Source organism: Novosphingobium sp. PC22D, assembly GCF_002556635.1.
Lineage (GTDB): Bacteria > Pseudomonadota > Alphaproteobacteria > Sphingomonadales > Sphingomonadaceae > Novosphingobium.
In genome coordinates this window covers 72,025-80,175 of sequence record NZ_MWMO01000020.1, presented here as the reverse complement: position 1 = coordinate 80,175, position 8,151 = coordinate 72,025, and the positions used below count along the sequence as shown (strand labels likewise).

Genomic DNA, 8,151 nt, shown 5'->3' with positions numbered 1-8,151 from the left:
AACCGCTGAATCAACGACTTGGGCAGCCGTCAAGCTAACCCGCTGATACCACTCAACTTAATTTCAGATCAGGCTCTAAGGCCGGATCGGAAGCGCGAGCTTATCGACGCGGTTCGGCAGGACTGGCAGGTGACGATCCGCAGGGCATGTACAGCTTCGCAGTTTAATCGTTCGACCTATCACTACCAGTCCCGCCGAACCGATCCGGCCTTTCTGAAAAAGCGCATCAAGGAAATCTGCGAGACGCACGCCCGCTATGGCTACCGGCGGGTATATCACATCCTGCGCCGCGATGGATGGCATGTGAACATGAAGAAGGTTTACAGGCTTTACAGGGAGTTGGACTTACAGCTCAGGAACAAGACGCCCAAGCGGCGTGTGAAGGCAATGCTGCGTGAGGATCGTGCCCCCCCGATCATGTTGGCAAACTCAGCCGGTGAGACCAGCCCGCCGGATCTGGTAAAGGCGGAAAACTCCAGACCTGAGTGGTCCAAGGTCGGGTAGCGGTGCAGATAAGCCCGGAATCCAGTTATAACCGGAGGGGAAAGGGGAGCAGGTCAGGGGTCAACAAGCAAACCGAGTGAGGCGCCCCAATGCTATTGGACGGCTTGGACGACGCTGAATAGTCAGTAGCCGAGGGTTATGCGCCGTCGGTGCCGGTAAGGGATCAATAGCCCGACAAACCGGCGGCGCGAAACCTAAGGGTGCTCTGGTTTTTCCATCTTTGCGAGCAACCCAACTATATGTTGGTTCCAACAGCGCAGCGCTTCGCGCTTTTCATCTTTCCAGTCGTGGCGCTGGTAAATCCCTGCGACGCCAGCCCGTGATCCGCTAACGTGGTTCAGAACTGCTTCCGTGACTTCAAAGCGCACTCCGAGTCTTTGAAAGCCCGTTGCCAATGTGCGCCGAAGGTCATGTAGGCGCCACGGCGGCATAGGATCACCGCCATCGTTCTCCAAAAGATGGTCCAGCTTCAACTTTCCCTTATGATAGCCGGTGAACGGACCGCCTGTAGACGTTGGGAAAACCTTGCCGCGTCGGGGCCAATTTTCCCCTCCTGCGACATCATCCAGGACGGCTACCGCGAGATCGTTGAGCGGAACGCTGTTTGGCTCTCCATTTTTTGTCCTTTCCCCCCTTAGCGTCCACATGCGCTCGGCTCTATCCAGCTCTTCCCAGGTAAGCCCCGCCACTTCCTCGCGACGTTGGCCCGTCGTGATGAGCAGGCGCACGATCGGCCCGAAGCAGTGATGCGTTTTAGGGGCTTGCTGCCATATCCGGGGAAGTTCCTCATCGGACAACCAGCGGTCCCTCGGCTTGACAGGAGGTGGCGTCTCCATGCCTTCCATCGGGCTACGTTCAATATCACCTCTGCTTACAGCCCAGCGGAACATGCGTCTCAAAACCGCGAAGACGTTGCGCTTGTTGGCAACCTGCTCAGCGGGCATTCGATCGAACACCGCCACGATGTCCGCTCGCGTAATGTGAGGCAGGGGCTTGTTGCTCAAGACCGGCTTTGCATGAAGCCGGAACGAACGCTTCACGAGAGTTATCCATCCCTTGCCCGTACATGATTGTGCGAACCGGTCGGCATAGTTGTCGAAGGCGAGATCGACGGCTTCCCGACGTCGTTGTTTTTCCGCTTCGGTAGGGTCGGTGCCTTGCGCAATGAGCAAACTGAGCCGCTCAGCTTCTGCTCGTGCCGTAGCAGGTGTCCAGGGAGAACCATGTCCGCCGATCGTATACCGGCGCGTCTTGGATTCGCGCCCACCCATTCGATATTGCAGGATGTAGGATGCCGCGCCGGATGAAGTGACTTTCATCCCGAAGCCTTTGATATCCTCGTCCCATAAGAAGCCGGCAACGCCGGCCGAACGCATCGCATCGACCGCGCGCTTACCTATTCTTCCTGTAGCCATTTTCGAGCCTCCTGCAGGTGCTTTCCAGCAATCACCCAGCAATCACCGAAGCGGAAAAAGCCGCCAAGAGACTGCTAGTGTAGCGCAGTAAGGCTTAGAAAAAAGGTCGAAAAATCAACGCTATGCTACGCCTCAGTGCGCTTCCAGCGAAAATACCAGACTTCGTGACCCAGCCGGCGGGCTTTTGCCTCGTAGCGCGTCTCGGGCCAGCCGCCGGGGCGCTTGAGGAACTGCGCGGGGCTTTCGCAGAGCCATTCGAATTCGCCGGTGAAGCGCTGCATCACCATCAGTGCGTGGCGCAGGTAGACCGGATGGTCGGTGCCGAAGCGGAACTCGCCGCCGGGCTTGAGCTTGGCCGCGATCATCCGCACCGGGCCGTCGTTCATCATCCGCCGCTTGGCGTGGCGCGCCTTGGGCCAGGGGTCTGGATGGAGCAGATAGGCCATCGTCAGCGCGCCGTCGGGGATGCGCGCGAGGACGTCGAGCGCATCGCCGTGGTGGAGGCGGACATTGCCGAGCGGGGGGTGCGCGCCGGCATCGCCCGAGACGTGGACGAGCGCCTGCGCGACGCCGTTGAGGAAGGGCTCGGCGCCGATGAAGCCGTGGTCGGGCAGCATGTCGGCGCGCTGCGCCATGTGCTCGCCGCCGCCGAAGCCGATCTCGAAATGGAGCGGACGTGGCTCGCCGAACAAGCGTTCGGCGGTGACGGGACCCTCTTCGGGAACCGAGATCCTCGGCAGCAGATCGTCGACCAGCGCCTGCTGCCCGGCGCGCAGCGGCTTGCCGACCGAGCGGCCGTAGAGGCGGTTGAGCGTGGTCGGATCGCCGGGCTTGTTCGCAGTCATGATGGGGCGGCGCGATGGCAGGCGCGCCGGGCCGCGTCAATCGCGCGGCTTGCCGGTCATGCCGCCAGCGCGTGACGCGCCATGCGTTCGTAGTAGGGCCGCGCCGCGTCCGCGACGCGCGCGGCCCCGGCAGGCAGCGGCGCGCGATCGCGCGGGGCGGGGCGGTCGAATCCGGTCGAGCGCTCGACCACGTCGTACCATGCGGGGGCCCAGACCCCGTCGCTCTCGCGGCGTCCGGCGGGCCAGGCGAGCATGCTTTCGGAAAACGGGATGGCCAGCGCCTCGCACAAGGCGGCCAGCGCCGCGCGCGGATCGGCGAGGACATCGGCCGATTCCAGGACCGCGGGCGCCTTGCCGGTGCGGTCGGCGACGCGCTCGAACAGCTCGCACTGGCGCACCACGCCGATCGCATCGAGGCTGACCGCGTCGTGCTTGCGCGCATAGGACGCCACGACCGCCGCCGGATCGCGGATCAGGAAGGCGTTGGTGCAGGCATCCGTCCAGTCGAGCCCGAAGCCCGGCAGCATGTGGTGGCACATGTGCTTCTGGTACCAGACCGCCGCGCCGCCCGGCGCGGGGCCGGCCATCGCTTCGGCGACCGCGCGCCAGTCGGTCGGCTGCGCGGCGAGCACTTCGGCGCGCATCGGATGCTCGAGCCCGGTTGTGGCGAGGAAAGCGGCGTAGAACGGCTCGTCGCTGACCGCACAGTCCGCACGGTTCTCGAAGGCGCGCATCATCGCGGTCGAGATGTTGCGCGGGCCCGACCACATGGCGATGCGGACGGTCATACGAACGGGTTCGCCGCCGCGTCGGCGTCCTTGAGCGCGGTGTAGGCGTCGCGCACGCGGCGCGTGACGGGACCGTCGACCTGCGGCAGCGCCTTCCCGTCGATCGCGCGCACCGGACTGACCCCGCCCATCGTGCCGGTGACGAAGGCCTCCTCGGCCCCCGCAAGTTCGGCGGGATCGAAGTCCCCTTGCGAAAGCGGCATCAGCCCCTCACGGCACAGCGCGATCACGTTGCCCCGAGTGATGCCGTTGAAGCAGTAACGGTCGCCCGAGGTGTAGAGCGTGCCGCCGCGCGTCCAGAAGAAGTTGGTCGCGTTGCAGCTCGCGACGTTGCCGTGCGGATCGAGCATCAGCGCCTCGTCCGCGCCCGCCTCGATCGCCTCGAGCAGCGCGGTGATGAGATTGAGGCGGCTGTGCGAATTGAGGCGCATGTCGAACATCTCGGGTCCCGAGGTGCGGATGCTCGCGGTGTGGAGCGACAGGCCCGCGCCGGGGCCGGAGGGAACCTTGAATTCGGCGGTGCAGGCGATCGTCGCGGTGCCGAGCGCGTTGCGCGGGTCCTGGTTGATCGAAGCCTTGCGCCCGCGCGTGACCATCAGCCGCAAGTGCGCGCCGTCCTCCATGCTGTTGGCCGCCAGCAGCTCGCGCAGCCGCGCCTTGAGCGCCTCGCGCGTGAGGCCGATCTCGATCCGCAGCTTGCCCGCACCCCACCAGAGGCGGTCGAGATGCGCGTCGAGGAACAGCAGCGCGCCCTTGTGCAGCCGCAAGCCTTCCCACACGCCGTCGCCCATGCCGAAACCGGCGTCGAACAGCGAGACCTTGGCCTCGCGCATCGGCACCAGCGCGCCGTCGAGCAGCGCGAGCACGCTGTCATTGCGGGGGTCTGGGGCGAAATCCTGACTACCTGCCATGTCGCCTGCCTAGCGGCGCCGTTCGCCGCTGGCGAATCGAACCGCCGCGATCGGACGAAAATACTTGGCTGGGGCCAACGGGACCGACGAAAAACGGCCCGCTCCGTCAGGAGCGAGCCGTGTCCGTTTCCCGCAAGCGAAGGGGAATCAGGCGGCTTCGGCCTGCTCGTCGGGATCGCGCAGCACGTAGCCGCGGCCCCAGACCGTCTCGATGTAGTTGGCGCCGCCGCAGGCATGGCTGAGCTTCTTGCGCAGCTTGCAGATGAAGACGTCGATAATCTTGAGTTCGGGCTCGTCCATACCGCCGTAGAGGTGGTTGAGGAACATTTCCTTGGTGAGCGTGGTGCCCTTGCGCAGCGAGAGCAGCTCGAGCATCGCGTACTCCTTGCCGGTCAGGTGCACGCGCGCGCCATCGACCTCGACCGTCTTGGCATCGAGATTGACGAGCAGCTTGCCGGTCTTGATCACCGACTGCGAGTGGCCCTTCGAGCGGCGCACGACGGCATGGATGCGCGCGACCAGCTCTTCGCGGTGGAAGGGTTTGGTAACGTAGTCGTCGGCGCCGAACCCGAAGCTGCGGACCTTCGAATCCATCTCGGAAATGCCCGAGAGGATGAGGACCGGCGTCTGCACCTTGGCGACGCGCAGTTTCTTCAGAACATCGTAACCATGCATGTCGGGCAGGTTGAGGTCGAGCAGGATGATGTCGTAGTCGTAGAGCTTGCCCAGATCGAGGCCTTCCTCGCCCAGATCGGTGGAGTAGACGTTGAATCCCTCGGCCGACAGCATGAGCTCGATGGCCCGTGCGGTGGTCGGTTCATCCTCGATCAAAAGCACTCGCATGCAGGAGATCCCCTGTTCTGCCCCGGTCCGGCGCGAGCTATTGCTGCCGAAAGGGTTATTGCCGCGTATTAACCATATGACCTATGAAGGTTAAAGGTTAATTTTATGTAAAGGGCAATAGTCCCTTGAATCTAAGCTAAACCGCTTAGGTTTGCTTAACGCCGCCCCCAGCAGACAACCTTACTCTGCCGGCGTGGCCGCCGGTTGCGCGCGCGGCCAGCGGCGATGACGCAGCAGCCAGCGCTGCGCCGGCTTCTCGAGGCCGTGGTAAAGCGCGGCGGAGACGACCGCCAGCGCCAACACGAAACCGGCGATGCCTGCCCAGCCGAGCTGGAGCGTATCGTCGACGAAGGCGATCTTGAAGAGCCGGAAAAGAAGAACGTGCGCAAGATAGGTCGCATAGCTGATCTCGCCCAGATAGACGAGCGCGCTTGCCGAAAGCAGCCGCCCTGCCGCGCCCGCGCCGAGCGCCAGCCAGAGCACCAGCGCCGCGAAGAAGGCGGGCACGAACAGCGGCTCGGGCAGCGCGAAGCCGAGCCCTGCGCAAAGGATCGCGAGCGCCGCGAGACCGATGAGCCGGGCCGCGCCCCGTTTCTCGCCAAGCCCTTGCCACAGGATGCAGCACACGGTTCCGAGCGAAAATTCGAGCACGCAGCGGGCCAGGCCGAGCCGCGGGATGTCCGCGCCGAGCGAGGCGTGCCCGGTCAGCGCGAACAGCCCCGCGATCGCGGCAAGCAGCGCCAGCGCCGCAATCACCGGGACCGCGAGGCCGGACGGGCGCCGCGACAGTCCCAGGACGAGCAGCGGAAAGACGAGATAGGCACCCGTCTCGGTGCTGATCGACCAGGCGGGATCGTTCCAGGTCAGCGCCGACGTGAAGCCCCAGTTCTGGATGAGCAGCACGTGGAGCGGCAGTTCGGCGAAGGGCATGCCCTCGACCGGCCGCCCGGTCGCGAGCAGCAGCACCGCGAAACCGACGAATGCGAGCAATATCGCCGCGTGAAGCGGCCAGATCCGCGCGAACCGGCGCCAGAAGAAGTCGCGCACCGCCAGGCCGCGTCCATCCGCCAGCCTTCCGGCGTAGTTGTACCACATGACGAAGCCGGAAAGGACGAAGAACAGATCGACCGCGAGATAGCCCCGGGCGAAGACCGCGATCACGCCTTCCGGCACGATCCCGGTCAGCGTGGCCCGGATGTGATAGAACACCACCAGCCAGGCGGCGACGCCGCGAATGCCCGTGAGCGCATCGAAGTGCCCCGGCTTGCCTGCGGTTTCCGCCCGCGCGCTCATGACGAAGCACCGAGCGGTTTCATCGCGCGCGAGGGAGCCGCGCGCTCGCGCCGCGCCTTTGCCCCGGCGCCCTTCACCCGATAGCCGTGCGCGATCTCGAGCGCGACGATCATGTAGGAGAACGACTGATAGGCGATACCCACGAAGAGCGCCCCGGTCATGAAGACGAGGTGGCTGATCTGCAGCGCGTTCGCGAGGGCGGCGTCCGATCGCGCGCGCGGCTCGTCGGAGTTGCGCAGGCGCCGCTTGATCAACTCCATCTGGACGAGACCGATGATGTGGACGCCCAGCCACAGGAACAGCCCCGGCCAGCCCTGCTCGCCGAGCACTTCGAAATAGCCCGAGTGAAAGGCGCGGCCCTCGTCCTGGATCTGATCGGTCTCGACCACCGTGGTCGATCCCGCGGTCTCGGTCTGGGCGATGTTCACCGTGAACTTGTTCGCGAGGAATGCATCGAAGCCACCGCCGAAGGGCTGCTCGAACGAGCGCTGCAGCGTCCATTTCCACACCGCGATGCGGGTGGAGGCGGACTGGTCGGACTGGTGCGCCTCGATCGTCTCCATCCGCGCGGTGTACTGCGCCGGCAGGAACGGGATCGCGACCATGGCGGCGAGCGCGATCGCGCCGAGCCACACGGCCTTGCGGCGCGCATGGCGCAGCGCCAGCATGGTGAGCACGCCGATGCACAGCAGTCCGGTGCGCGTCTGCATGCCGACCGGCACCAGCAGGCAGGCGAAGGCGAGCGCGACGGCGAAGGTCCACACGCGCCAGTCGGTCGGGAAAACGGTGCCGAAGCGCGCGAGCCAGAAGATCAGCGGAATGATCGCGACGGCGACCGTCGAAAGCGTGCTGCCCTCGTAGATGCCGGCGTTGTCGGAGACGAACGCGGCAAGCGTGCCGTAACCGCCGCCGCCCGAGGCGAGCGTCTTGATCCCGGCGCTGATCGCGATGCCGCCCACGGTCAGGACGATGGTAAGGATGACCGCTTCCGAGCGCAGCCGCGTGCGCAGCGTGAGCGGCATGAACACAGCCCAGATCAGCGACTTCCACACCCACGACCACTTGGCCCAGGCCGCCTCGGGAAAGGCGGACTGGGTGGTCGTCAGCCCGCAATAGATGAGGAACAGCAGCAGCATGCCCTGCCGCACCGAGAAGCGCGTGCCCTCCTTCTCGTCGAGCAGGAGCCAGCCGCCGAAAGCCGCGACGAAGACGATCAGCGAGACCGGCAGGTGCACGAGAATGCGGTACGAGATGAGCTGCGGCACCAGCAGGTCGACATAGATGAACGCCAGCACCCAGACGAAGGGCCGCCTCGTTCCCAGGGTGAGGATCGCGAGGAGAAAGGCGGTAAGCCCGAGATCAGTCATCGGGCGCGCCCTGCCGGGCAAGCGGCTTCATCGCGGCCCGCGCCCGGCGCTTGTCGGACGCGGCGGCGCCCTCGCGATCGAGGTCTTCGCGCGAGAGCAGGCGCCAGATGGCGATCAACATCAGGCCATGCGTCAGAACCAACGCGAACATATCGATCATGCCGACCTCCTAGGCCAGCGGGGTT

The 8,151-nt window shown here is 65.1% G+C and carries 8 protein-coding genes and 1 pseudogene; 1 reads left to right on the top strand and 8 read right to left on the bottom strand.

Annotation, left to right across the window (positions count from 1 at the left end; all coding sequences use genetic code 11):
- Positions 1–69: 69 nt before the first annotated feature.
- A pseudogene (locus tag B2G71_RS21100) lies at positions 70–405 on the top strand (IS3 family transposase); the annotation flags it as partial.
- Positions 406–698: 293 nt separating this feature from the next.
- Here B2G71_RS21100 and B2G71_RS21095 read toward each other — a convergent pair.
- The 8 genes from B2G71_RS21095 to B2G71_RS24230 all read right to left on the bottom strand — a co-directional run bounded on the left by B2G71_RS21095 (position 699) and on the right by B2G71_RS24230 (position 8,126).
- On the bottom strand, positions 699–1,919 hold the full coding sequence (locus B2G71_RS21095) for a site-specific integrase (RefSeq protein ID WP_098108635.1): 1,221 nt from the start codon (positions 1,917–1,919) through the stop codon (positions 699–701).
- 125 nt (positions 1,920–2,044) lie between these two features.
- Positions 2,045–2,764: a tRNA (guanine(46)-N(7))-methyltransferase TrmB gene (locus B2G71_RS21090; RefSeq protein ID WP_098108634.1), complete on the bottom strand. Its 720-nt coding sequence runs from the start codon at positions 2,762–2,764 to the stop codon at positions 2,045–2,047.
- Between the two features lie 56 nt (positions 2,765–2,820).
- The gene (locus B2G71_RS21085) at positions 2,821–3,552 is read right to left on the bottom strand and encodes an HAD family hydrolase (RefSeq protein WP_206049475.1); all 732 of its coding nucleotides are present in this window, start codon (positions 3,550–3,552) and stop codon (positions 2,821–2,823) included.
- Complete coding sequence (locus tag B2G71_RS21080; RefSeq protein WP_098108632.1) at positions 3,549–4,463, bottom strand: aminotransferase class IV; 915 nt, start codon at positions 4,461–4,463, stop codon at positions 3,549–3,551. The genes B2G71_RS21085 and B2G71_RS21080 overlap by 4 nt, the downstream gene beginning before the upstream one ends.
- A gap of 147 nt (positions 4,464–4,610) precedes the next feature.
- Complete coding sequence (locus B2G71_RS21075) at positions 4,611–5,306, bottom strand: response regulator transcription factor (RefSeq protein WP_098108631.1); 696 nt, start codon at positions 5,304–5,306, stop codon at positions 4,611–4,613.
- Between the two features lie 180 nt (positions 5,307–5,486).
- Entirely contained in the window at positions 5,487–6,599 is a 1,113-nt protein-coding gene (locus B2G71_RS21070) for an acyltransferase (RefSeq protein ID WP_098108630.1), read from the bottom strand.
- Positions 6,596–7,966: a DUF5935 domain-containing protein gene (locus tag B2G71_RS21065; protein ID WP_098108629.1), complete on the bottom strand. Its 1,371-nt coding sequence runs from the start codon at positions 7,964–7,966 to the stop codon at positions 6,596–6,598. Before B2G71_RS21065 ends, B2G71_RS21070 begins: the two co-directional genes overlap by 4 nt.
- Positions 7,959–8,126, bottom strand: a complete 168-nt coding sequence (locus tag B2G71_RS24230) for a hypothetical protein (RefSeq protein WP_168176436.1) — start codon at positions 8,124–8,126, stop codon at positions 7,959–7,961. Before B2G71_RS24230 ends, B2G71_RS21065 begins: the two co-directional genes overlap by 8 nt.
- Positions 8,127–8,151: the final 25 nt, after the last annotated feature.